The following is a 23961-nucleotide window of genomic DNA, read 5'->3' on the forward strand; positions in this document are numbered from 1 at the left end:
TGCTGGGGTCGTGCCGACCGCCGCCCGACGCAGCCCCGACCGGGGTGCGGTCCGGCTGGCCCGGGTGGCGGTGCTCGGCGGCGGCTCGCTGCTGCTGGCCACGCTGGCGCACGTGGTGGCCGGTGGCCCACTGCCCGCCGGGTGGGTGCTGGCGCTGAGCGGGCTGATGCTCGGTGTCGTCGCCGTGACCCTGACCGCGCGGCGGTGCCGCTTTCTGGTCCTGCTCGGCGCGCTCACGCTGCAGCAGGTGCTGTTGCACCTGGTCTTCGACGCGGCCAGCCTGACCCGCGGCTGCACGCCACTGCCGACAGCCGCGGCCGGGCACGGTGCCCACCTGGCGGCCGGGGCGCACGCGGCGGCCGGGGCGACGCCGCACGTGATCACCCAGACCTGTGGGATGGCGGTGGGAATGGCCTCGGCCGCCCTCCCCGGCTGGGCGATGTGGGTGGCCCACCTGGCCGCCACGGTGCTCACCGCCGCCCTGCTCACCCGTGGCGAAGCCTGGCTCTGGCGTACGGCCGACCGGGTCGTCGCGGTCGCGACCGCCGCTCCCGCCGAGCGGCCCCGGATCGAGCCCGCAACCACGCCGGCCTCCCGCCCTCGACCGGCACGGACCCGGCGACTGCCCCGGCCGGCCGCTCCTCGAGGCCCGCCGCGCGTCTGCCTGACTTCCTGACCACTCCGAGCCCGGCGCCCGTTCCCGCCACGCGTGGCGGTACGGCGCGCCACCTGGGCTCGAACCCCGGCACGCGACCGACCGGTCGCGTCCGGCTTCCCTCTCTCGTGATCGGAACCGTCATGACCATTCCTTCCCGTTTCCCGCGCCCATCGGGCGCCCGACGCTCCACCCGGATCGGCGCCGCGGTCGCGGCCGCCGGCCTGCTGACCTTCGCCGCTCCCGTCGCCGCGCAAGCGCACGTCCGCGTGCTCGCCGACAGCACCGCCGCCGGTTCGGACAGCGCCCTCACCTTCCTGGTGCCGACCGAGTCCGCCACGGCCAGCACGGTGAAGATCTCGGTGCAGCTGCCGCAGCAGTCACCGTTTCTCGAGGTCAACAGCGAGCACGTCCCCGGCTGGACGGTGTCCAGCACGGAGGAGAAGCTTCCTACCCCGGCGACCATGGAGGGGACAACCATCACCAAAGCGGTCCGGACGGTGACCTGGACGGCCGCCGAGGGTGAGGGGATCGCTCCGGATGAGTACCAGGAGTTCTCGCTGTCCGTGGCGCCGCTGCCCGCCGCGGGCCCCGTGCTGCTGCCGGTGACCCAGACCTACTCCGACGGCACCGTCGTGCAGTGGGACCAGCCGACACCCGCCTCCGGTGAGGAGCCCGAGCACCCAGCCCCGGAGCTCGTCGTCACCGCCGCGACGACCGAGCCCGAGAGCAGCGCGAGCCCGCCACCCGCCAGTACGGTGACCACGACGGCCGCGTCGACGACCGGCTCTGACGGCGTGGCGCGTGGCCTGGGCGTGGCGGCCTTGGCGGTCGCGGTGGCTGGCCTGGCGGTGGCCCTGCTCCGGGGCCGTCGGCGGACCGCGTGACCCTCGCCGTCCGGCTGATCCTGGTGCTGGCCGGGGCGGCGTTCGTCCTCGTGGCGGCCGCCGGCCCGGCGGCCGCCCACGACGTCCTGACCCGGACGGCCCCGGGCAACGGCGCGACCGTCGCGGTGACGCCCGCGTCGGTGGTGCTCACCTTCGACGCACCGGCCATCGCCCTGGGCACCAAGATCGACGTCACCGGCCCGTCGGGCCCGATCCAGCAGGGTGCGCCCGTGCTCGTCGACAACACCGTCACCCAGGCGCTGCAGCCCGGCGCGCCGGCCGGCCGCTACACCGTCGAGTGGCGGATCACCTCCGCCGACGGTCATCCCGTCTCGGGCAGCTTCACCTTCGCCGCCCGGGCGGCGGGGACGGGCGATCCCGCGTCAGCCGCGAGCCCCGCCAGCGCTCCGGCCATCCCAGCCGGGGCCTCGAGCGCCGTCTGGCCGTGGCTCGTGGCGGTCGGACTGCTCTCCTTCGTCGTCGTCGGCGCGGTCGCGCTGGGGCGCCGCGCGGTGGCTCAGCACGAGGACTAGATCCGGCTGCCCGGCTGGGTCGCCGACGTTGACGAGCTGCTGGTCACCCGGGAGGAACGGATGGCCCTGGTGCTCGACGAGGTCGCCGGTATCGGGGATCAGCTGGCCGTCCGCGCAGCTCGGACCTCGCCGGTGCTGGCGAACGGTCAGCCGTCACCGCGAACCGCGTAGGCCAGGGCGACGGTCCCGTGGGCGAACCGCCGCTCGTCGACCAGCTCGAGGGTGAGCTTCAGAGCAGCCGGTAGGAAAGGCGTGCCGCCGCCGACGATCACGGGGACGAGCAGCTGGCGGATCTCGTCCACGAGACCCTCCCGCACAGCGGTCGCCGCCAGCCCCGGACCGCCGACCAGCAGGTCCAGATCGCTGTCCTGCTTGAGCTTTCGGACCGCATCCACGTCGAAGACCCGCATCAGCGAGGTACGGCTGGTGGTCACGTCCGGCAACGTCGTGGAGTAGACAATCTTGTCCGCGGCGCGCCAGAGCTGGGCGTAGTCCTGCATCACCGCCGGCTCGTCGACAACGTCCATGGTTTCCCAGGCAGACAGCACCTCATACATCCGGCGGCCGTAGAGATGGGTGCCGATCCCCCGCTGGGTGTCGTTGACGAAGGCGTGCACCTCCGCATCAGGCATGGCCCAGGCGAAGGAGCCGTCCGCGTCGGCGACGTAGCCGTCGAGGGAGGTGATGCCGGCATAGATGAGTCGCGCCACTCAGCGCTCGCAGGCGATGCCGTCGTTGTCGCGGTCCAGGTCGTGCTCACCGGCGTGCCGCGAACCGCCGTCGTTGTAGGCGTAGAGCGCGTTGCTACGCAGGAAGTTCGTCACCGGCGTGCCCGAGGTCGAGTCGGACGCGCCGGTACGTCCGACGCCGTGTGCGTGGTCGGCGTTCATGGACGCGCAGTTCGGATAGGCCACCAGCCGCAGCGGTGCCTTGACCTTGACGGTGAGCGTGGCGGTGGCCTTGCGGACGCTCGCGGTGCCGCGGTAGGTGACCGTGTACTTCTGCTTGCCCTTGGGCTGCTTCTTGGCGGTGTAGCGGGCCGTGCCGTGGCGGACGGTCACCTTGGTGGCCACGGTCGCGGAACCGCGGGTGATCTTGACCGAGCCGCCGAGCTGATCCTGGCCCGCCGCTGCCACCGTGATCCGGAAGGTGACCTTCTTCGCCACGGTCGAGGTGCCCCGGACCGTGAGGTGGGCCGTGACCTTGTTGCGGACGGAGACCGCGACCGCAGACGTGGCCGACGACACCCGAGCGCTGCCCGCGTAGCTCAGCGTGTAGCGGTGCCGGCCCGGCTTGGCCTTGGCCTGGTAGACGGCGACGCCGCGGACGACCTTCAGCGTCCGGGCCACGGTCTTGGCGCCGTCCCGAACCTTCAGCACCCCGCTCCCGGGCTTGCCACCCGCCGTCAGGCTGGCCGAGAGCCGCACCCGGCCCACCGCTGGGGAGGTCGCGGTCACCGCCAGCACGCTGCGGATCTTCGTCACCGTCGCGCCGGTGGAGGAGGTGCTGATGGCCGTCCGGTCGTCCGCGGTGTGTCCGGTCACCCTCACCGAGAACCGGTGACCGACGTCCTTGGTGACCAACCGGTAGGTCGTCTTCGTCGCACCGGTGATGGTGTGCCCGTCGCGGAGCCAGCGGAAGGTGGTCCTCACCCCGCCCTCGCTCCACTGGGGTGCCGCTGCCGTGAGCGTCGCGCCGACGACGGTGCTGCCCCTGACGGTCGCCGGCCGGACCGCGGTGAGGTCGTCCGGGACCGGGACCGGGACGGCAGGATCGATCATCTGCACGGTGTAGCGGTACGGGTCGACCGGCTGGCCGCCGACCTGGACGCCCGACACCGTGACGTCGTAGGAGACCAGCGCGTTCCCGCTCGGCGCCACCAGCTGGCCCACCTCGAAGACCAACGAGGAGAAGCGACCGACCGGGTAGGCGGTCGCGGTGACCGGCGTGCCGTCGCCGGTCGTGACGCTCACCGTCGCGGAGCTCAGGTCCGCGGTCGGGTCGGTCGGGGAGAACGACCAGCGGCCCGCCGGTTCGAGGGGCGCCGGGAAGTAGCCGGCGGTGGGCCAGCTCGTGAAGGCCGGAGTCGCGACCGGGGTCTCGTCCGAGGTGGGCAGCACCCAGAGCGCGTTCGCGGTGCCGAAGGTGCCCGACCCCATCACCTGGGCGCTCGGACGCTGGAGCCACCAGCGGTGCCCGGCCTCGGTGTTGCTACTGCCGTTGTCGTCCATGTACCCGGCGACCACCGAGGCCCCGGGATAGCCGAGACCGAGGTTGGAGCTGCCGGCAGCCTCCGCGCCCTCGGCGGAGTAGCAGTCCCAGCTGGACGGCGGCGTGTGGCTCAGCGCGCGGTTGGCGTACATCATCAACGCAGCCTGCTGGGCTTTGGCCGAGAGCGCCGGGTCGAACGTGACCGCGGGCACCTGACTCATGGCGCGGAAGTAGTTGACCAGCTCCAGAGTCGCGTCCTGGAGCTCCTCAGGGGTCGTCCCGGCATCGCACGCGCTGACGTCAGCGGGCGACGGGGTCGGCGCGTTCACTGTCACGGCCGGCAGGAAGACGTCCCGGTAGGCCGAGGCGACGGCCGTCCGGTCGGAGGTGTCGATGCTTCCGGCTTCGGCGACGATCCGCGACTGCGCGGCCGTCACCGGCCGGCTCGGCGCGACCGCCGGCGCGAGTGCGGTCTCGAGTCGCCACGGCTGAGCTGACGCGGGTGTCGGGGCCAGCGGCAGCAGCAGCAGCGCCAGCATCGCCACGCAGCAGCGCAGCAGGCGGGGGGACCGGGGATCAGTGGGGGTCGGCACCGGCACATCATGCCTGTTCTCAGCCCGCTTTCAGCATTCCTCGGGAACGGCACGTGCTCGGCCCGGCACCGACCACGGGTACGCGGCGGTGCAGGGGATCATGGCGACGTGCCTAGCGCCTCCTTCAGCCCAGCTCCCCCTTCGCTCACCCGTCCCGACCTCCGCGGCACGTTCGGGATGTGCGCGACCACCCACTGGTGCGCCACCGGGGTCGTCCAGGCCGTCCTCGAACGCGGGGGCAACGCCTTCGACGCCGCGGTGGCGGCCGCGTTCGTGCTGCACCTGGTCGAGCCGCACCTCAACGGGCCGGGCGGCGACCTCTGCGCCATCGTCGCCACCGCCGACGACCCGGCGCCGCGGGTGCTGGTCGGCCAGGGTCCGGCGCCGACCGGCGCCACCCTCCAGCACTTCGCCGCGGAAGGCCTCGACCTGGTGCCCGGCGCGGGCGGGCTGGCGGCGGCCGTACCGGGCGCGGTGGACGCCTGGCTGCTGCTGCTGCGCGACCACGGCACCTGGGAGCTCGCCGAGGTCTGGGCCTACGTCCTCGACTACGCCGAGCACGGCTATCCGTTGGTCCCACGGGTGGCGGCGACCGTCGCCTCGGTCCGCGACCTGTTCACCCGGCACTGGACGACGTCAGCCGACTTCTGGCTGCCCGGCGGTGATCCGCGGCCCTCGACCGAGCTGGCCACCAACCCGGCGTACGCGGCGGTGCTGCGTGGGCTGGTGGCTGCCGGGGCCGGTACGACCACCCGCGAAGAGCGGATCGACGCCGCCCGGCTCGAGTGGCGGACCGGGCTCGTCGCCCGGACGGCCTCAGCCTTTCTGGCCACGCCGCACCGGCACTCCTCAGGCCGCGACCACGCCGGCGTGATCGCGGTCGCGGACTTCGCCGCGCACGAGGCCTCCTGGGAGCCGGCCACCACGCGCGACTTCCGGGGCTGGACGGTCGCCAAGACCGGCGCCTGGGGTCAGGGTCCGGTGCTGCTGCAGGCGCTGGCGATCCTCGACGGCTATCCCGACGACGAGCTCGACCCGCAGACCGAGCTCGGCGCGCACCACGTCCTGGAGGCGTTGAAGCTGGCGCTGGCCGACCGCGACGCCTACTACGGCGACCCGGACGTCGCCGCCGGTGACAAGCCGGTGCCGCTGGAGGTGCTGCTCTCCGACGCGTACGCCGCCGAGCGTCGCGCGCTGATCACCGACCGGGCGTCGACCGAGGTCCGGCCCGGTGAGGTGCCGGGGCACGTCCGGTTTCGGGTGCCGCTGCTCACCGAGTCCCCGACCGGCGAGGCAGCGGGGGTGGGTGAGCCGACCGTGGCCCCGACCGGCCGGACCCGGGGCGACACCTGTCACCTCGACGTGGTCGACCGGTGGGGCAACATCGTGTCGGCGACGCCGTCCGGCGGCTGGCTGCAGTCCTCGCCGCACATTCCCGAGCTCGGCTTCTGCCTCGGCTCCCGGCTGCAGATGACCTGGCTCGACCCGACGTCGCCGTCGGCGCTGCGGCCGGGACGGCGGCCGCGGACGACGCTGAGCCCGACGCTGCTGCTGCGCGACGGCGTCCCGGTGTCGGCGTTGGGGACGCCCGGCGGCGACCAGCAGGACCAGTGGCAGCTCGTCTACCTGCTGCGGGTGCTCGTCGGCGGCTACACCCCGCAGCAGGCCATCGACGCCCCCACCCTGCACACCAGCGCGATGGCCGGGTCGTTCTGGCCCCGCACCTGGACCCCGGCCGGCGCCGTCGTCGAGGACCGGCTGGGTACGGCGGTGCTGGCCGGGCTGGCCGCACGCGGCCACGTCCTGACCCGGGCGGGCGACTGGACGCTCGGCCGTCTCTCGGCGGTCACCCGTGACCCGGCGACCGGGGAGCTGGGTGCGGCGGCGAACTCCCGCGGCGAACAGGGGTACGCGGCCGGCCGCTGACCCGCGCGTCGTCCCGGGTCGGACGCCCGCCCGCCGTAGCCTGCTGCTGCCGGGCATGGTCCCGACGATCCCCCCGCCGACCGCTCCTCGGGAACCGACTTGACGCTGCTGACGCCGGACCGGCCGCGGACCGCCGACCGGCGTCCGCCGGCGCGACCCGTCCGCCGGACCACCGAGATCGTTCGTCCGACGCGGACGGGCGACCGGGCCCGGCTGGCGGTGGCCGTGGTCGTCACCGTCGTGGCGCTCGTCGTCCTCGCAGTGCACGGACCGCCCTTGACCCCAGAGGCTCCCCCCGCCGAGCAGCAAGCCCCGCCGGCCGCACCGGGGCTCGAGGCCCAGCTGAAGGCCTACCTGACCGGACGTCCCACCACGGCGGCCGTCGAGGTGCGGGACCTCACCACCGGCCAGGAGTACGGCTACCGCGCGACCAAGGCGTACGACAGCGCGAGCGTGGTCAAGATCGCCATCCTGGCGGCCACCCTGCGGCACGCGGAACAGCAGCAGCGCGGACCCACCGCCAAGGAGAAGTCGCTGCTCAGCCGGATGATCCGGCTCTCCGACAACGGCGCGGCCACCACGCTGTGGAACCGCCTCGGCCGCGGGGACACCTTCGACGAGTTCTTCGCCGCCGCCGGGATGACCCACACCACGGCCGGTCCGCGCGGCTACTGGGGTCTGACCCGGGTCACCGCCGCCGACCAGGTCGTGCTGATGGCGCACCTGACCCAGCCCAGTCCGCTGCTGAGTCAGGAGTCCCGCGACTACGCCCGTGGCCTGATGGCGAAGGTCGACCACGACCAGGACTGGGGCGTCTCGGCCGGTCCCGGCCAGGACGACACCGTCGAGCTCAAGAACGGCTGGCTCCCCCGCGGCACGCACGGCTGGGCCGTGCACAGCGTCGGACACGTCCAGGGCGACGGCCGCGACTACCTGATCGCGGTCCTGACCGTGGACAACCCGACGGAGAAGAAGGGCATCACCACGGTCGAAGGCGCCTCCAAGATCGTCTGGCGCGCCCTCGCCCCCGCCTGAACCCCGACTTGTCAGAATCCAGTTGTCCTATGGGACAACTGAGTTCTGACAAGTCGGAAGAATCAGGGCTGCAGCAGGACCTTGATCGCGCGCCGCTCGTCCATGGCGCTGTAGCCGTCGGCAGCCTCGGCGAGCGGCAGGGTCAGGTCGAAGACGCGTCCGGGGTTGATGGCCCCCGAGAGGATGTCGGGCAGCAGGTCGGGGATGTAGCTGCGGACGGGGGCGACGCCACCGGCGACGTTGACGTTGCCGCCGAACATCAGCCGGATCGGCAGCTCGGCGCCGCCGCTGGGCACCCCGACGTACCCGACGTGACCGCCCGGCCGGACCGACCGCAAGGCCTGGTCCATCGACTCCTTGGTGCCGACGCACTCGAGCACACAGTCGGGTCCGACGCCGTCGAACAGTGCGTGCACCGCCTCGACGCCCTCGTCCCCGCGCTCGGCGATGATCGTGTCCGCGCCGAACTCTCTACCCAACGCCTGCCGCGACTCGTGCCGGGAGAAGAGCACGATCCGCTCGGCGCCGAGCCGCTTGGCCGCCAGCACCGCACAGAGGCCGACCGCGCCGTCGCCCACGACCGCGACGGTCTTGCCGGGTCCGACGCCGGCGGAGACGGCCGCGTGGTGACCCGTACCCATCACGTCCGACAGCGTCAGCAACGAGGGCACGAGCTCATCGGCGGGCACCTCGTCCGTGGCCACGAGCGTCCCGTCGGCCCACGGCACCCGGACCCGGGCGCTCTGGCCGCCGCTGACCGGCAGGCCCTCCTTGTCGTCGGCGCCCCAGGCCGCACCGTGCAGGCAGGAGGTCTGGACACCGTTGCGGCAGTTGACGCAGGTGCCGTCGCTGACCACGAACGGGGCGATCACGAACTGCCCCGGCCTGACCGAGGTCACCTCCGGGCCGACCTCCTCGACGATGCCGACGAACTCGTGGCCGATCGGGTGGGTCTGCTTGGTCGGCTGGACGCCGCGGTACGGCCACAGGTCCGAGCCGCAGATGCAGGAGGCGGTGACCCGGACGACGGCATCGGTCGGCCGTTCGACCTTGGGGTCGGCCACCTCCGCACTCCGGATGTCGCGGGGACCGTGAATCAGAGTGGCACGCATGGGCTCATCCTCGCAGGCCGCGAAAGCCGGGGCTGCGTCGCCCGCCGCTCTTTCAACGTTGCAAGAACGGCCGGACTGCTGCCACGATGACGACCGTGACCGGAACCGATGAGGCCCTCGTCTCTGCAGCTGAGGGCTCCTACCCCCGTCCCCAGCTGGTGCGCCCGCTCTGGTGCGACCTCAGCGGGCCGTGGGGGTTTGCGTACGACGACGAGCGCGTCGGCCTGGACGAGGGCTGGCCGACGACCGGCTCGTTTGCCCACATCCCCGTCAAGGCCACCATCACGGTGCCGTTCCCGCCGGAGTCGGTCGCGTCCGGCATCGGCGACCCCAGCTTCCACCCCGTCGTCTGGTACGCCCGCGAGCTGACCGCCGCCGAGCTCGACCAGGCGGGACGCGGACGTCAGGGCAGCCGGATCCTGCTGCACTTCGCCGCCGTCGACTACGTAGCCGACGTCTGGCTGAACGGGCAGCACCTGGGCCGGCACGTCGGCGGCCAGACCCCGTTCACCTTCGACATCACCGCCCAGGTCACCGCCGGCCGCGGCAGCCTCGCGCTGGTCGTCCGCGCCGAGGACGACCCGCTCGACGTCGCCCAGCCGCGCGGCAAGCAGGACTGGCAGGCCGAGCCGCACGGGATCTGGTACGACCGCACGACGGGCATCTGGCAGCCCGTCTGGCTGGAGGCCGTCCCCGAGCAGCGCGTCGAGCACCTGAGCTGGTCGTGCGACGTCGCCCGGGGCACCGTGGAGCTCGATCTCGAGCTGGCCGGCCGGCCGCGTACGCCGGTGACCGTGCAGGTCGGGTTACGGTACGCGGGCGAGCTGCTGGCCGAGGTCTCGTTCCGCCAGGGCGAGCCGCGCAGCCGGACGGTGATCACCCTGCCGCAGCAGCAGAACGGCCAGGACTACGAGTCGTTGCTCTGGTCGCCCGACCACCCGCGGCTGATCGACGCCGTCGTCACGCTGATCGGCGCCGCCGGGACGCCGGTCGATGAGGTGGCGTCCTACCTCGGGCTGCGCAGCGTCGGCTGGGCGGACGGCCGCTTCCTGCTGAACGACCGCCCCTGCTATCTGCGCTCGGTGTTGTCCCAGGGCTACTGGCCCGAGTCCCACCTGGCCGCGCCCAGCGCCGACGCCCTGCGCGCCGAGGTGCAGCTCATCCTCGACCTGGGCTTCAACGCGGCGCGCCTCCACCAGAAGATCGAGGATCCCCGGTTCCTCGCCTGGGCCGACCGCCTCGGGCTGCTCGTGTGGTCGGAGTTCCCGGCGGCGTTCGAGTTCTCCGTCACCGCCGTGGAGCGGACCACGCGGGAGTGGCTCGAGGTCGTCCGGCGCGACCGCTCGCACCCTTCGATCATCACCTGGGTGCCGCTGAACGAGAGCTGGGGCGTGCAGTCGATCGCCACCGACCCCCAGCAGCAGGCGTTCGCTCGCTCGCTGCGTGACCTGACCCTGGCGCTGGACCCGAGCCGGCCGGTGGTCAGCAACGACGGCTGGGAACAGATCGACCCGGAGCTGTGGACCATCCACGACTACACGACCGACCCCGAGACGTTCGCCGCGACCTACGTCGACCGCGACGCGGTCCGGACCCTGATGTCGGGGGTCGGACCGCCTGGCCGGCGGCTGGTGCTGGGCGAGCTGGTCGACCGCGGCCAACCGGCGATGGTCACCGAGTTCGGCGGCGTCCGCTACACCCCGGACGCGGAGGCGGCGAACACGTGGGGCTACGCCACAGTCGGCGACGCGGGCGCGTACGAGGGTCTGCTGCGTGGACTCTTCACCGCCCTGCAGTCCAGCCCGGCGGTCGCGGGCTTCTGCTACACCCAGCTGACCGACACCATGCAGGAGGCCAACGGGCTCACCGACGCCGACCGGCGACCCAAGCTGGACGCTACGGTCATCCGGTCGATCGTCCACGGAGAGGATCGACGCCACCACGAATGACGATGCACGGATATGAGGGCATGACCGTGGCCCTCCAGATCCGAGACGTCCCCGACGAGGTCCGCGACCTCCTCGCCGAGCAAGCTCGACGTGACGACCAGTCAGTTCAGACCTACCTCCGGCGACTGGTCGAGCGGGAGGCGCGGCCGTCCGCGGAAGACTGGGGTCCGTGCAGCTACTGATCGCCCGCAACCCCGAACCGGACAGCAGCCTGCCCTACTTGATGCTGGTGCCGCTCGGGGACGGGCTCGTCTTCCGGACGAAGGGCACGTGGCCGCGCACGTCGGCGATCTACTGCCACCCGGTACCGCGCAGCGAGTGGCCCAGCGAGCCCGATCTGGTGGAGCAGATCCCCCTCCGGTCGTGCGAGCGCCGGGGCGCCGCGATCGACATCATCGCCGACCGCGGACGCGAGCAGCGTTCGCAGCTGGTCTTCACCACCGCCCGCGGCCGCGAGATGGTCTTCTGGCAGGCGCCGCGCACCCGGAAGCAGGCCCGGCCGAACGTCCGGGTCCCGACCGCGCGGGCATCAGGCCTGCCCGAGCTGGCGATCGTCGTCGACGCGCACGAGCGCTACCCGTACAGGTTCGCCAAGCAACAGGTGGTCACCACGCGCCGGGGGCTGCGTTGCGGCGACTACGGGGTGGAGCTCGACGGCGTCTTGGTCGCCGCTGTCGAACGGAAGTCGCTGTCGGACCTGGTCGGCAGCCTGACGAGTGGCCGGCTGCGGTTCGCGCTCGCCGAGCTGGCCGCCCTGCCGCGGGCGGCGGTCGTGGTCGAGGACCGCTACTCCCAGGTGTTCGCGGTTGAGCACGTCCGGCCTGCCGTCGTGGCGGACGGGCTGGCTGAGCTGCAGGTCCGGTGGCCGACGGTCCCCCTGGTCTTCTGCGAGACACGCACCCTGGCCGAGGAGTGGACCTACCGCTATCTCGCCGCTGCGCTGACCTGGATCCGGGAGGAGGCCGACGCCGAGCGGCGGGTCACCGAGGTGCCGGAACCGACACCCCGACCGCTTTCGGCGGACGCTGCGGGACCGTCGACGGCCGAGATCCGGGCCTGGGCCCTGCTGCAGGGGTTTCCGGTCGCCGACCGAGGCCGGCTGAAACCCGAGATTGTCGCCGCCTGGCAGGAATCCCAAGCCGCGCCGCCGAGAAGCTGATCACCACCAGCCCTGGCGTTTGGCCCAGCGCAGCAAGATCAACGAGAGCGAGACCATGATCACCAGCAAGATGATCAAGGCCGGCCAATGCGTGCTGTCGTTGACGATCACGTTCATGCCAAGAACCGACGAGAGAGCGGTCACGGGCAGGGTGACGGCGGCGATCACCGCGAGGCGTTCGGCGGCGATGGTCATCTTGGTGTCGGTCCGGGCCCGGTAGAACTCCGTCACGCCCATCAGGAAGTCGAGCTGGCTGTGGCTGATCGTGCCCACCCGCTCGTACTGGTCGAGCAGGTCGCTGAGCAGCGCCCGGGCCTCCTTGGGCAGGAAGGTCGCGACGGTGAGCGTCCGCTTGCAGATCTCGGCGCTCTGGGTCGCCATGGTGCGGACGGTCAGCAGCTCGTGCCGGGCGGTGAACAGTGCGGTCAGAAAGGCCTGCGGCTCCTCGTTGGCCGCGCCCATCACGCGCTGCTCGAGCAGCCCAACCTGGCGGGCGAGGTCACCGGTCATGGTCTCCTCGTGCCGGATCACCGCCGACACGATCGCGTAGGAGATGGCGAACGGGGAGTCGGCCCGAAAGCGTCCCGACTCGAGCCGGTCGGCCACCCGGCGGGTCTCGCGCAACGCGACCTCGAGCGGCACCACCGGGTTGAGCGGCCCGTGCACCGTGACCAGGTAGCGCGTGCTGATGAACTGGTCGAGCTCGAGGTAGTGCACGTGGCCGGCGGTGCCGATCTCGGGCGCATGCAGGATCAGGTAGAGATGGTCGGCGTAGACGTGGACGCGCGGGGTGTGGTTGCGCTCGCGGGCTGCGGTGATCGCCATCGGGTGGAAGCCGAACTCGTCCCGCAGGAGCCGTTCGGCCTCGTCGCCCCAGGTGGGGAGGTCGAGCCAGAGAAACCCGTCCTCGCGTTGGAGGAGGTCGTGCAGGTCTGCGAGGTCGCGCAAGGCCACCCCGCCCGAGTCGATCCACCGCAGCTCCATACCAGCGCTATCTTGCGCCCACGGCCCCGCGCGACACCAGAGGGGGCCAGCAAACTTCTCCTTCAGAGCAGGTGGCGCAGCAGCCGGGGCAGCTTGGACCAGCCCGGATCCGCCTCGAACGCGACCAGGTCGGCGCCAGCCCGGCCGGCCGTGGGGTGGTCGGCGAACCACGGCGGGGTGGGCCGGGACTGCACCGGCCCGCGCAGCACGACCTTCTCGAAGCCCTGCAACATGTACGAGTTGTGCACCCAGCCCGCCCCGCTCTGGATGTCGGTCAGGGTGGCGCTCGGGTGGCCGCCCCAGGGCAGGGACACCAGGGCGTAGTTGAGCGCCGGCCAGTGGTTGACCGCCACGTTGCCGTAGCGGAGGTCGGTGATCGCCCGGTCCAGCGCCGCTGCCACCGACCGGTCGCGTTCCAGCTCTCCCGGGATCACGATCGCGGCGCTGAGCGTGCCCCAGAGGGTGTCGTTGACGAAGCCGGTCGCCGTGGCGAGGAACTCGACCGGGTCAGTACTGCCGACCGAGGTCTCCGAAAGCAGCGAGCAGAACGGCTCGGTGGTGAAGAGCGGCTCGTCGCGGTCGGCGGCGTCCAGGCCCCGGATGATCCCCCACGGCAGCTGGCCGGCCGCGCAAGCCCCGATCGGCTGCACGGACCGCCCCTCGGTCAAGGTGGCGTAGCGCTGGGCGGCGCCCGGGTAGTAGGCCTTTCGGTTGGGGATCCCGGCCAGGAAGCTGGCCACGAGGTTGAGGAACTCCTCGCGCTGCGGCCACCCGTTCGCGGTGACGACCATCTTGGCCGAGATGCAGTTGCACGACGCGTTGTTGGCGACCATCGTGGCCAGGTAGCGCGCCTGGAAGACCAGGTCGGCGTGCGGGTAGCGGTGCGGCACGACGATGACCGGCGTGACGTTGCCGAGCTCGGAGGTGATGGGGATCTGGAGCAGCGGCTCGTTCGCGGCGCGACGCCGGTCCTGCTCGGGGCCGGGCGGTCCCCAGACGAGCGCGTCGTGGGTCTGCGCCGACCCGGTCAGGTGGACGGCGTCGATCCCGGTGTGCTCGACGAGGTGCCGGCCGACGTCGGCGCCGCCGTAGACGATCCGGAGGAAGCCGGGGACGATCAGCGGGGCGAGCGCCTGCTCCAGCAGCGGACCGACCCACTCGTTGACCGGGTTGATCTTGAGCAGGCAGACCTGGCCCTCGTTGAACATCTTGGTCAGCACGTCCATCGCCGGGATGCTCGAGGCGTTGCCCGCGCCGAGGACCAGGCAGACCCCGCCTTCGGGGCCGCGCTCGGCGTAGAAGGGCGCTTGCGCCTCGTGGGCGGCGGCCGCGTCGACGCCGTCGGGGAACAGTGCGTACGCCGAGATCCCGCGGTAGAGCGCCCGGTCGAAGCCGGTGGCCGGGAACAGGTCCACCTCGAGCCGGCCGTCGGCGCGGATCCGGGCCGCCGTCCCGAGCGCCGGCCGGCCGACCGCGGCCACGGCGTCCAGGCTGTCGGCGAGCAGCCGGAGGTGCCGGACGGTCGGCAGCGGACCCGTCAGCCATTCCTCCGCCGACGTCGACGGCAGGCCCTTGGCCTCGAGCCCCCGAGCCGACCAGGCGGCCGCCACCGCGACCGTGCCGGGCAGGCAGGAGCGCACCAACCTCGCCTTGGCCCTCGGACTCAGGCGGGCGAACGTGCGCGCGTGCTCACGCAGATCGTCGACCGCTCGGTCGAGGTCGTCGGTCGAGGTGGACTGCCCACTCGCCGCGGGCGCACTCATGCTCAGCTGGGCCATCCTTGAGCGTAGGAGCGACCCGCCGCTCACGGCAAGCACTCGGGCGGTCTCCGCTGGTACCGCTGATAAATGCTCCCCAGATGCCTCTCGGAGGGGAACAGGCGGCTCATAGCGGATCTGCGGAGCATCCATCAGCGGCTGACCCGCCACCCCGTCCCGCCCGGACCCGCGAGACCGGCCACACTGACCTCGTGGCAGAGCGGTCCCAGCGGGTACGAGCGCGGCTGCGGTCGAGCCTGCGCCAAGGCCTGTGGTGGGCGTGGCCGTCCTACCCAACCTCGTGGAGCGAGGTGCCGGCCCGGCTACGGCCGGCGACTGCGCAGATCGGCCGGCTGACCATCGCTGCGGTGGTCGCCTACCTGGTCGCCGACCTCGTGAGGCCGGGCATACTCGACCTGACCGCGCCGCTGACAGCCCTGCTGGTGGTGCAGGCCTCGACGGTCGGCACGCTGCAGATGGGTCTCGTCCGGGTCGGCGCGGTGCTCACCGGGGTGCTGGTGGCGGTCGGCCTCGCCAGCACCATCGGGCTGTCGTGGTGGAGTCTCGCGCTGGTGATCACAGCCTCGCTGGTGCTGGCCCGGGTGCTCCGGCTGGGCGACCAGTCGCTGGAGACGCCGATCAGCGCCATGCTCATCCTGGCCGTCTCCGCGCCCGAGATGGCCGCCGAGGGGCGGGTTCTCAACACGCTGATCGGCACGGTGATCGGGATCGGCTTCAGCGTGCTGGTGCCGGTCTCCATCCCCAGCGCGCGAGCGACCAGCGCCGTCCGCCGGGTCGCACACGCCCAGGCGGCGCTGCTGGACGAGGTTGCGCTCACCCTCGCCGACCGGTCCCCGCACCCGGAGGAGGTGGGGGCCTGGATCGAGTGGATCGAGGACATCGACCACGACGTGGACGCCGCAGCGGGCGCGGTCCAGGCGGTCGAGGACAGCCGCCGGCTCAACGCCCGCGCCCTGGCCGCGGCCAAGATCCATCCGGGGCTACGCGCGGCGCTGGACCGGTTCGACTGCTGCCTGGCCGCAGAACGCGCGTTGGTCGTGGTGATCGGCCGCGAGTCCTCCGACGACGGGTCGACCGACACTCCGGCCGACACCGAGCTGCGCCGGGCGTTCGCGGTGGTGCTGGACGACGTGGCGGACGCCGTCCGCGGGTCCGGTGACCTGGTGAGCGCCCAGTTCGGGGGCGCCTCGGTGGACCGCGTCGACGAGATGGTGGCGCGGACCGCCGACGCCGTCCGTGAGACCCGGGCCGTCCTGACCGAGCTGCTGCTGCTCGACGTCGACCCGCGCCGCCAGACCCCGCTGTGGATGCTGCAGGGGTCGGTGCTGGCGGCCGTGGAGCAGATCCTGCTGCAGCTCGACCCCGTCCCCGCTGACCCCCGCCAGCTCGACCCCGCGTTCCTGCAACCCATCACCGCCGCGTGGCTCACCCGTTACCGGGCGTCCGAGGGCGACGACGCCTCCGGCCGCCGACGCGGCCGTCGAGGGTGGTGGGGGCTGGGCCGGGTCTGGCCGCGACCGCCGGCGCCCCCGCGGGACCCACCCGGCTGAGCGGGCCCTTCATCGTGACCGAAAGTCCCGGGCCCGGCCGTCGAAGGGCCTTCCGAGCGGGGACTTCCGGCTGCAGGGCGGGGTCCTTTCTGCTCTGCTGATCCGCCACGGCAGAAACCAGACTCGAGGTATGTCCTCCTCAGCTGCTCGCCGCCCCCGCCTGCTGCAGGCTGGCCTGACCGCCACGCTCGCCGTGGTGGCCACCGCCGCTCCGCTGCTCATCACCTCGGCCAGCGCCACCACAACAACGGCAAGCGCCGCCACGACGACGCCGGCGATGCACGTCTCTCACGGCGCCGGCTCGGTCGGCAGCGCTCGCTACCCGGTGCCCACCGACGCCGTCGTGGTCTCCCCGGCCGGCAGCGACACCAACCCGGGCACCCTGGCCAAGCCGTACCGAACCCTCGCCAAGGCGGTCACCAGGGTCCGTTCGGGCGGCACGGTCGTCCTGCGGGCCGGCTCGTACCACGAGTCGGTCATCGTCCCGCCGAACCACGCGGCCACCATCCAGCCCTACCCGGGCGAGAAGGTCTGGTTCGACGGCACCCGCAAGGTGACCGGGTTCACGAAGAGCGGCAGCGCGTGGGTGGCGCCGTGGAACGTCAGGCTCGACGCCAGCCCGACCTACGTCAAGGGCGCCCCGGACGGCAAGGCCACCGGCTGGCAGTTCGTCAACGCCAAGCACCCGATGGCCGCGCACCCGGACATGGTCTGGCTGGGCACCAAGGAGCTGACCCAGGTCAAGAGCCGCAGCCTGGTGAAGGCTGGCACCTTCTACGTCGACCAGTCCAAGCACCAGCTCGTGCTGGGCAGCAAGCCCACGGCCACGAAGGTACGGGCCTCAGACCTGCAGACCGCTTTCTCCCTGCGGGCGCCGGGCACCGTGCTGCGCGGCTTCGGCATCCGCCGCTACGCCAACTCGGTCTGGCAGCAGGGCGTCGTCACCGCGTACTACCCCACCATGACGCTGGACAACATGACGATCCTCGACAGCGCGACCGGCGGCCTCGGCTTCTACAAGCCCGGCTCGACCGTCAAGAACACCACCGTCGACGGCAGCGGCCAGATCGGCATCCAGGCCAGCTACGCCGACGGGCTCGTCCTCGACAACGTCTCGGTCACCGACAGCAACGACCAGCTGTTCAACCCGGGCCCGAGCGCCGGTGGCGTCAAGATCACCCGGACCCGCGGCGTGACCCTGCGCGACAGCGAGATCCTGCGGACGAAGGGCAACCAGTTCTGGGCTGACGAGTCCACCTACGACATCACCGCGACCGGCAACGAGATCCTGAACGGCACCCGGTACGGCATGCTGCTGGAGATCTCCTCCACCGCCGCGGTCACCGACAACGTCATCGCACACAACGCCTACGACGGCGTGATGGTCACCGACACCGACCACGTCCGGATCTGGAACAACACGATCGTGGCCAACCGTCGCGCCGTCGCCTTCGCTCAGGACTCGCGCCGGATCACCCAGCTGGGCACCGCCGGCCACGACCAGCGCCGCCCCCAGCCCGACCGCAGCATGCCGTGGGTGATCGGTCACAGCTCGGTCAGCAACAACGTGCTGGCTGCCGGCAAGACCGCGAGCACGGTCCTCGCGGTCGAGAGCTTCGAGCACGCCTTCGACGCCGACAAGCTGGACATCACGGTGAACGGCAACGCCTACTCCCAGACCGCCCTCGGCGTCCCGCAGGCCACCGTGGTCTGGGCCCACAAGGGCGCCCAGCCCGACCGGTTCGTCCAGCTGGACCGCTTCCGCGCCGCCACCGGCCAGGAGAAGGCCAGCGTGCACGCCCTGCTCAGCACCCCTGTCGACCGGGCGTACCGGGTCAAGAGCGTGATCAGCGCCAAGTCGGGCACGGTCGCCCAGGCCCTGCCGGCCGACCTGGCCGCCGAGGCCGGCCGCAGCGCCGGGGTCAAGCGGCTCGGCGCCTGGGACCGCCCAGTCTCCTGAGCCCTCTCTCGACCTACCCGACTTGTCAGCGTCTGTGGTCGCCAGAACGACCACCAGCGCCTGACAAGTCGGTGCTAGGTAAGGAGGAAGTCGGCAGGGTGGGAGGTGCTCAGCACCCGGTCGTGGATCTCCTGGGTCAGCGTGACCCCGCCCTCGGCGAGGGCGTCGAGCAGCACCGAACGGGCGGCCGCCACCAAGTCGTGCTCCGGCCGGCCCCCCGTACGGCGGGTGAAGGCGTGCAGCAGGGCCCGACGTCGGCGTAGCCGAACAGCCGCAGCAGCTCCTCGGTCAACGCGGTCTCGGGTCCCAGGCCGAGGTCGGCGTCCACCACCGCCCGAAAGGCGGCGCGGCTGAGGCCGTGGCCCGCGGCCCGCGGCCCAGGATCGTTCCGGTCGCGTCGGCGACTAGGGCGACGGTCGTGGAGCTGCCGGCGTCGAGGCCCAGGTAGGCCGGGGTCATCCGGTCATTCCACACCAGCGCCGTGACCAGTGGCTGGTCTGGCCTCGCTGTCGCGGACCACGCGCCAGGCCCACCAGAGCAGCGGCACCTGCAACGGCAGCCGCAGCACGGTCGCCAGCCGTCGCTTGGGGGTGTTCGCGCGCTGCGCCATGTGCACGTTGCCCGGGAACACGCCGACGAAGAGGGCTGCGGTGGCGAGCCCGCCCAGCCGGCCACCCCGGACCCGACCGCCCACGCCCGCTTCGTCCCCGGCAGCCAGTCCGGCAGTGCCGCGTCGAAGACGTTCGGCCGCACCAGGTGCACCGTCCCGGTGAACGTCAGCAGGGCCGCCAGCCCCAGAGCCGTGCGCGTACCCGGGTTCGTCATCGTCCCAGGAGGTCCTAGTCGTAGCTACTTCGAACGCGCCGACTGCGGTCGCGCTCCTGGGGGGCCCGACCGTCCTAGCCAGCAAGGGCGGCGCCTACACATCAAGACGTCGCCACGGGATGACGTTGTCGCATGTCGCAATTTGCTCAAGAGACGCTCGAGGTAATCCCGCCAATGAACAACACCATGGCGCACGTTCAAGAATTTGTAATCTACGCGAACGCCGTTCGCCCATGAGAGGCTCAATGTGTGGCTGACAACGACACTGACGACCTCGTGCATGCGAGCGGAGCGGGCTGGGTACAGCGTCTGGTGACGCGCACGTTCGAGCAGGGCGTCGGCCCGATCACAGGATCGCGGACCTATGCGGAGGACCGGCTCCGTCGGTGGGGCGACCCGGAGCGCGCTATTAGCCGCATCATTAACGAGTCGACCTTGGCGTCAGGCACCAGCGGCTTCGTCACGGGCGTCGGTGGCCTGATCACTTTGCCGGTCACCCTGCCGGCAAGTCTGGCCGGTGCTCTTGTCATCAACCTCAGGATGGTGGGAGCGATTGCGCACCTTCGTGAGTGGGAGCTCGAAGACCCCCACACGCAGACCGTCGGCATGATGGTGGCCGCTGGAAGCAGCGGACAGGCAGCGCTCTCCGCCCTCGGCGTGAAGGTAGGGACGGAGGTCGGAAAGCAAGCCATTAAGGCGATCCCGATCACGCTGATTCGGGAGCTGAATCGGCGCGCCGGTTTCATGCTGCTCGCCAAGTACGGCACTCAGCGCTCGGCACTGACCCTCGCCAAAGGCGTCCCCCTGCTGGGTGGTTTTGCCTCCGGTGCGATCGACAGCACGCTGACCAGGGCCGTCGGACGAGCCGCCACCACAGCATTCCCGGTCATCGTTGACGACAATCCTCAAGCGGTGACGACCGTTCCTTCCTGACGACCGCTCTGGCGTCAGGCGTCGCCCGTCAGCATCACCGGCCCGGAGCGGCCGTAGTAGCGTCGTGCCTCTCGGGCGAGCAGAAGGGGCATCGACGCCGTTGTGACGAGCAGTTCCCCCACGATCGCCCCGGGCTCGGTGGTCATCGTCCGCGACGAGGAGTGGCTCGTCACCTCGATGGAGACGACTGACGACGCCACCCTGCTGTCGGTCCAAGGGCTGTCCGAGCTGGTCCGCGGCACCAGCGCGACCTTCTACGACAATATCGACCACGTCGAGGTGTCCGACCCGAGGGACGCTCAGCTCGTCGGCGACGACTCCCCCGGTTACCGACGAGCCCGCCTCTGGCTGGAGGCGACGGCACGCAAGACGCCCGTTCCGCTCAGCGATCCGACGCTCACCGTCTCCGCAGAAGCGCTGGCCACACCCCTCGCGTACCAACGGGCTGCCGTGACCAAGGCCCTCGACCCTGACAACTTGCGCCCGAGGATCCTGCTCGCGGACGCCGTCGGACTGGGCAAGACGCTGGAGATCGGGATGATCCTGGCCGAGCTGACCCGGCGCGGACGCGGCGAGCGCATCCTGATCGTCTGCCCACGGCACGTGCTGGAGCAGATGCAGCGTGAGCTCTGGACCCGCTTCGCGCTGCCGTTCGTCCGGCTCGACTCGGTGGGGGTGCAGCGGGTCAAGCAGGTGCTGCCGGCGACCCGCAACCCGTTCACCTACTTCAAGCGGGTCATCATCTCGATCGACACCCTCAAGCAGGGCCGCTTTGCCAGTGACCTGCGCCGGCACCGTTGGGACGCGGTGGTCATCGACGAGTCGCACAACGTCACCAACTCCCAGACCGAGAACAACCGGCTCGCCCGGGTGCTCGCGCCCAACACGGACGCGCTGATCCTGGCCTCCGCCACCCCCCACAACGGGCAGAAGGAGTCCTTCGCCGAGCTCGTCCGGCTGCTGGAACCTACGGCCGTAGACCCGACCGGCGAGCTGATCCACGACGAGGTCGCCCGACTGGTCGTCCGCCGACACCGGCACAGCCCGGAGGTCGCCGACGTGGTGGGCGCCGACTGGGCCGAACGGTGCGAGCCTCAGCATTTTGTCGTCACGCCGTCGCCGGCCGAGGACGCGGTGGCTCGTGAGCTCGACGCGGTCTGGCTGCACCCCGCTGGCGGCCGCGCGCCTTCGGTGGGCGATGGCGCCGGCCTATTCCCGTGGACGCTGGCCAAGGCCTTCCTGTCGTCACCGGCCGCGCTCGCCCAGACCGTCAACGACCGGCGGGCCAAGGCCGTCGGCGAGGAGGCTGTCGCTCTCGATCGGCTGCAGGAGCTCAACGAGGCGTGCCTCACCAGCCGTGGCGGGAAGTACGGCCGGCTGCTGGACTACCTGCGAGAGATCGGGGTCGGGTCCTCGTCGCCGACGCGCGGGGTCGTCTTCGCCGAACGAGTCGCCACGCTCGGCTGGCTGGCCGAACGCCTACGGCACGACCTGCGGCTGCCCGACGACGCGGTGGCGGTGCTCTACGGCGGGCTCGACGACACCACCCAACAGGAGGTGGTGGAGTCGTTCAAGCAGGGCAGCTCACCGACCCGGCTGCTCGTCACCGGCGACGTCGCCTCCGAGGGCGTCAACCTGCACGCGCAGTGCCACGAGCTGATCCACTACGACATCCCGTGGAGCCTGATCCGGATCGAGCAGCGCAACGGGCGGATCGACCGCTACGGCCAGCGGCACTCACCACAGATCACCACTCTGCTGCTGAACCCGTCGACCGAAGGCTTTGCCGGGGACATCCGGGTGCTGGCCCGGCTGCTGGAGAAGGAGGCCCAGGCGCACGCGGCCCTCGGGGACGCCGCCAGCCTGATGGGCCGCTACTCGGTGCGCGCTGAGGAGTCGGAGATCCTGAGCGTGCTGGCCGGGCGGCAGTCCCTCGACGACGTCGTCCGTGACGTCGACACCGCCACCCTCGACGATCCCGTGGCGGCCCTGCTGGCCGAGCTGGCCGCCGTCCAGCCCGCCCAATACTCGCCGGCGTCAGGCCAGCAGCCCGCACCGGCAGCCTCGCTCTACGCCCGACCCGTCGACTTTCTGCGCGACGCACTGGTCGAGGTGTTCACCACTCCGGACGCGGAGCCGTTCGCGGGCGGGGTGCGGTGGCGCGAGCACGCCGACCACGGGCTGGTCTCGCTGATCCCGCCGGTCGACCTGAAGCAGCGGCTGCGCGTACTGCCGCGCGTCTACCTCCGGGAGCGGCGGATCGACGAGGACCTGATGCTGGCCACCACCCAGCTGCGCGGCCGGGCCGCGCTGTCCGAGGCACTCAACGACCCCCGCGGCCACGGCTGGCCCGAAGCCTCCTACCTCGGTCCCCTGCATCCGGTGCTCGAGTGGGCGGCCGACCGCGCCCTGGCCACCCTGTCCCGGCGCCAGCTCTTCGTCGTCCGCGGCGACGTCGCGCACCCCACCGTGCTGCTGCTCGGCACGCTGACCAACCGGCGCGGTCAGGTGGTGGCGGCGGGCTACCTGGCCGTCGAGTTCCCCAACCCGGCCGTGACCACGTTTGCCCCGACCACCGCGTATGCCTCGGTGGCCGAGCTCGCCGAGACGGTCGGCTTCCGCGCCGGCCAGCACAACCCGGGTGCCGTCGCCGACCCCGAGCGCTTCGCCCCGCTGCTCGTGGCCGCCGTCGGAGCCGGCGAGCAGCAGCTCGAGCAGCTCTTTCACGAGGCCGACAGCGCAGCACGTGCGCGGCTCACCGCCTGGCAGCAGCGGGCCGGCGCCTGGGCGCAGGAAGCGGACGCCCTGGTCCAGCGCAGCAGCCTGCGCCAGCACCGCGGCAGCGTCGCCGAGGAGGAACGGCTGGTCGCCGAACTGACCCCAGACCGCCGCCTCGTCCGACCGCTGCTCGTCGTCGTCCCGGAGGACGAGCAGTGAGCACGCCGGAGACCCCGCCCGAGGCGGAGGCCAGCGTAGACGCCCTGGTCGTCGTCGGTGAGTGGATCAGCGAGCACTACTTCACCGCCGACACCAAGGGCGAGTCCTTCGGTGCCCGGGTCGGCGAACGCCGCCGCGCCTGGGACGCTGCGGAGGCACCGACCGCCCGGTCCCGGTTCCTGGCCGGACGGTCCGACCTGGCGGCCGGCCTCGCGGCGTGCCACACCGACGACGCTCCCCCCACCGACGTCATCGCGGCGGTGTACGCCGACGTCCGCACGATCCTCGGCTACGACACCGGGGAGTACCGCGTCCGCCGCCAGGGCCCGGCGCTTCTGTACGGCACGCCCGGGGTGGTCGGCGAGCCGCTGGTCATCGTGCAGGCCAGGCCGCTGGAGGCCGTGGAGGACCTGCTCGACCGGCACGCCGACACGTTGCTGACGCCGTACCCGCTCGACCCCGACCAGCTCGACCCTGACCAGAGCAAGACCGGCGAGACCCTCCTCTCCGCCGCCGCGCTGCTGTTCCGGCTGTTCCTGGCCGACGACGGTCCGACGTTCGCTCTGGTTCAGGCCGGCCGCTGGCTGTTCGTCACCGACGAGAGCCGGTGGGCCGAAGGCCGCTACCTCGCCGTCGACCTGCAGGCCGTCCTCGCCCGCCACGAGACCCGGCGCGGCGGTGAGATCGACCGCGCCCTGACCTGCGTCGAGGCCACCTCACTCGCTCCCGACGCCGACGGCGCGATCTGGTGGAGCGGCGTTCTCACCGACTCGGTCAAGCATTCGGTCGGGGTCAGCAAGGACCTGCGCGAGGGCGTCCGACGCTCGATCGAGGTGATCGCGAACGACGTCGTCGCCCGCCGCGCCGAGCAGGGGCTCGACCCGCTGCCGGCCGACCAGGCTCAAACGTTGGCCGTCCAAGCCCTGCGCTTCCT

18 protein-coding genes are annotated in these 23961 nt (G+C 71.9%); 12 read left to right on the forward strand and 6 right to left on the reverse strand.

Features of this window, described 5'->3' with window-relative positions; translation table 11 throughout:
• Nucleotides 1-10: 10 nt before the first annotated feature.
• From ACFE76_RS05465 to ACFE76_RS05475, 3 genes are all read left to right on the forward strand, one after another.
• Nucleotides 11-676, forward strand: coding sequence for a hypothetical protein (locus tag ACFE76_RS05465; RefSeq protein WP_375430736.1), 666 nt, complete (start codon nt 11-13; stop codon nt 674-676).
• 122 nt (nt 677-798) lie between these two features.
• Nucleotides 799-1542: a YcnI family protein gene (locus ACFE76_RS05470; protein ID WP_375430737.1), complete on the forward strand. Its 744-nt coding sequence runs from the start codon at nt 799-801 to the stop codon at nt 1540-1542.
• A complete protein-coding gene (locus ACFE76_RS05475; RefSeq protein ID WP_375430738.1) occupies nt 1539-2075 on the forward strand; it encodes a copper resistance protein CopC in 537 nt (178 codons plus the stop codon). The genes ACFE76_RS05470 and ACFE76_RS05475 overlap by 4 nt, the downstream gene beginning before the upstream one ends.
• Nucleotides 2076-2221: 146 nt before the next feature.
• Here ACFE76_RS05475 and ACFE76_RS05480 read toward each other — a convergent pair whose 3' ends face one another.
• Nucleotides 2222-2785 (reverse strand): dihydrofolate reductase family protein, encoded by a 564-nt coding sequence (locus tag ACFE76_RS05480; protein ID WP_375430739.1) that lies wholly within the window; start codon nt 2783-2785, stop codon nt 2222-2224.
• Nucleotides 2786-4879 carry a CAP domain-containing protein gene (locus tag ACFE76_RS05485; protein WP_375430740.1) on the reverse strand — a complete coding sequence of 698 codons (2094 nt, stop codon included), beginning with the start codon at nt 4877-4879 and terminating at the stop codon, nt 2786-2788.
• Between the two features lie 108 nt (nt 4880-4987).
• Between ACFE76_RS05485 and ACFE76_RS05490 the strand changes: the two genes are divergently transcribed.
• Together ACFE76_RS05490 and ACFE76_RS05495 are read left to right on the forward strand one after the other, a co-directional pair.
• Nucleotides 4988-6805, forward strand: coding sequence for a gamma-glutamyltransferase family protein (locus ACFE76_RS05490; protein ID WP_375430741.1), 1818 nt, complete (start codon nt 4988-4990; stop codon nt 6803-6805).
• Nucleotides 6806-6904: 99 nt separating this feature from the next.
• Nucleotides 6905-7840 (forward strand): serine hydrolase, encoded by a 936-nt coding sequence (locus ACFE76_RS05495; protein WP_375430742.1) that lies wholly within the window; start codon nt 6905-6907, stop codon nt 7838-7840.
• 62 nt (nt 7841-7902) lie between these two features.
• Here ACFE76_RS05495 and ACFE76_RS05500 read toward each other — a convergent pair whose 3' ends face one another.
• Nucleotides 7903-8952, reverse strand: coding sequence for a zinc-dependent alcohol dehydrogenase family protein (locus ACFE76_RS05500; RefSeq protein ID WP_375430743.1), 1050 nt, complete (start codon nt 8950-8952; stop codon nt 7903-7905).
• 95 nt (nt 8953-9047) lie between these two features.
• Here ACFE76_RS05500 and ACFE76_RS05505 point away from each other — a divergent pair, with 95 nt between their 5' ends.
• From ACFE76_RS05505 to ACFE76_RS05515, 3 genes are read left to right on the forward strand one after another with little or no spacing between them, the layout of a single operon-like run.
• Nucleotides 9048-10901, forward strand: coding sequence for a glycoside hydrolase family 2 protein (locus ACFE76_RS05505; RefSeq protein WP_375430744.1), 1854 nt, complete (start codon nt 9048-9050; stop codon nt 10899-10901).
• A 20-nt stretch (nt 10902-10921) separates the two neighbouring features.
• Nucleotides 10922-11083, forward strand: a complete 162-nt coding sequence (locus ACFE76_RS05510) for a hypothetical protein (protein ID WP_375430745.1) — start codon at nt 10922-10924, stop codon at nt 11081-11083.
• The gene (locus tag ACFE76_RS05515; protein ID WP_375430746.1) at nt 11071-12060 is read left to right on the forward strand and encodes an ERCC4 domain-containing protein; all 990 of its coding nucleotides are present in this window, start codon (nt 11071-11073) and stop codon (nt 12058-12060) included. Before ACFE76_RS05510 ends, ACFE76_RS05515 begins: the two co-directional genes overlap by 13 nt.
• Here the strand turns inward: ACFE76_RS05515 and ACFE76_RS05520 are convergent, their stop codons facing one another.
• The gene (locus ACFE76_RS05520; RefSeq protein ID WP_375430747.1) at nt 12061-13044 is read right to left on the reverse strand and encodes a magnesium transporter CorA family protein; all 984 of its coding nucleotides are present in this window, start codon (nt 13042-13044) and stop codon (nt 12061-12063) included.
• Nucleotides 13045-13106: 62 nt separating this feature from the next.
• Nucleotides 13107-14807, reverse strand: a complete 1701-nt coding sequence (locus ACFE76_RS05525) for an aldehyde dehydrogenase family protein (protein WP_375430748.1) — start codon at nt 14805-14807, stop codon at nt 13107-13109.
• Between the two features lie 206 nt (nt 14808-15013).
• Here ACFE76_RS05525 and ACFE76_RS05530 point away from each other — a divergent pair, with 206 nt between their 5' ends.
• Nucleotides 15014-16372, forward strand: coding sequence for an aromatic acid exporter family protein (locus ACFE76_RS05530; protein WP_375430749.1), 1359 nt, complete (start codon nt 15014-15016; stop codon nt 16370-16372).
• Nucleotides 16373-16502: 130 nt separating this feature from the next.
• Nucleotides 16503-18332 (forward strand): right-handed parallel beta-helix repeat-containing protein, encoded by a 1830-nt coding sequence (locus tag ACFE76_RS05535; RefSeq protein ID WP_375430750.1) that lies wholly within the window; start codon nt 16503-16505, stop codon nt 18330-18332.
• A 463-nt stretch (nt 18333-18795) separates the two neighbouring features.
• Here the strand turns inward: ACFE76_RS05535 and ACFE76_RS05540 are convergent, their stop codons facing one another.
• Complete coding sequence (locus ACFE76_RS05540; RefSeq protein ID WP_375430751.1) at nt 18796-19026, reverse strand: hypothetical protein; 231 nt, start codon at nt 19024-19026, stop codon at nt 18796-18798.
• Nucleotides 19027-19406: 380 nt separating this feature from the next.
• Between ACFE76_RS05540 and ACFE76_RS05545 the strand changes: the two genes are divergently transcribed.
• Nucleotides 19407-20090: a hypothetical protein gene (locus ACFE76_RS05545; protein WP_375430752.1), complete on the forward strand. Its 684-nt coding sequence runs from the start codon at nt 19407-19409 to the stop codon at nt 20088-20090.
• A gap of 102 nt (nt 20091-20192) precedes the next feature.
• Entirely contained in the window at nt 20193-23027 is a 2835-nt protein-coding gene (locus ACFE76_RS05550) for an SNF2-related protein (protein ID WP_375430753.1), read from the forward strand.
• Nucleotides 23028-23961 lie beyond the last annotated feature (934 nt).

The organism is uncultured Friedmanniella sp. (genome assembly GCF_964244005.1).
Taxonomy (GTDB): Bacteria; Actinomycetota; Actinomycetes; order Propionibacteriales; family Propionibacteriaceae; genus Microlunatus.

Excerpts from the sequence above, each read along its gene's own strand:
- ACFE76_RS05535 (WP_375430750.1), top strand. The coding sequence starts at position 16,503 with ATGTCCTCCTCAGCTGCTCGCCGCCCCCGCCTGCTGCAGGCTGGCCTG.
- ACFE76_RS05500 (WP_375430743.1), bottom strand. The coding sequence starts at position 8,952 with ATGCGTGCCACTCTGATTCACGGTCCCCGCGACATCCGGAGTGCGGAG.
- ACFE76_RS05510 (WP_375430745.1), top strand. The coding sequence starts at position 10,922 with ATGACCGTGGCCCTCCAGATCCGAGACGTCCCCGACGAGGTCCGCGAC.
- ACFE76_RS05525 (WP_375430748.1), bottom strand. The coding sequence starts at position 14,807 with ATGAGTGCGCCCGCGGCGAGTGGGCAGTCCACCTCGACCGACGACCTC.
- ACFE76_RS05470 (WP_375430737.1), top strand. The coding sequence starts at position 799 with ATGACCATTCCTTCCCGTTTCCCGCGCCCATCGGGCGCCCGACGCTCC.
- ACFE76_RS05520 (WP_375430747.1), bottom strand. The coding sequence starts at position 13,044 with ATGGAGCTGCGGTGGATCGACTCGGGCGGGGTGGCCTTGCGCGACCTC.